The following is a 575-nucleotide window of genomic DNA, read 5'->3' as shown; positions in this document are numbered from 1 at the left end:
GGGTATTTGGCGGCGAGTTTCTCGTCGATGTCGACGCCGTGTCCGGGGGTATCGCCGATGAAGAGTTCGCCCTTTTCGAAGTGGTAGTCGTGGGGGAAGACTTCGTCGGTTTCGGGGGTGTGGCGCATGTATTCCTGGATGCCGAAGTTGGGGACCCAGGTATCGAAGTGGAGGGCGCAGCCCATGGTGACGGGCGAGAGGTCGGTGGCGCCGTGGCAGCCGGTGCGGATCTGGTAGAGGCTGGCAAGATCGGCGATGCGGCGCAGGTGGGTGAGGCCGCCGGCACCGACGACGGTTGCGCGGATGTAGTCGATCAGCTGGTTCTGGATGAGATCCTTGGCATCCCAGATGGTGTTGAAGATCTCGCCCACGGCCAGCGGGGTGACGGTGTGCTGGCGCACCAGCCTGAAGGCTTCCTGGTTCTCGGCCGGGGTGCAGTCCTCCAGCCAGAACAGCTGGTAGGGCTCGAGCATCTTGCCAAGGTTGGCCGCTTCCTGCGGGGTGTAGCGGTGGTGGCCGTCATGCAGCAGGTGATGGTCGAAGCCGTAGGTCTTGCGCAGCTCCTCGAACATCTT

Annotated in this window: 1 protein-coding gene; it reads right to left on the bottom strand. The window is 63.5% G+C overall.

Annotated features, from left to right (window positions below; all coding sequences use genetic code 11):
* Nucleotides 1–575 (bottom strand): enolase C-terminal domain-like protein (locus tag AC1Q5P_RS21935; RefSeq protein ID WP_492520028.1); only part of this gene is annotated, 575 nt, incomplete at both ends.

The organism is Novosphingobium sp. GW835-FHT14H07 (assembly GCF_058793515.1).
This window is presented reverse-complemented; position numbering and strand designations above follow the sequence as displayed.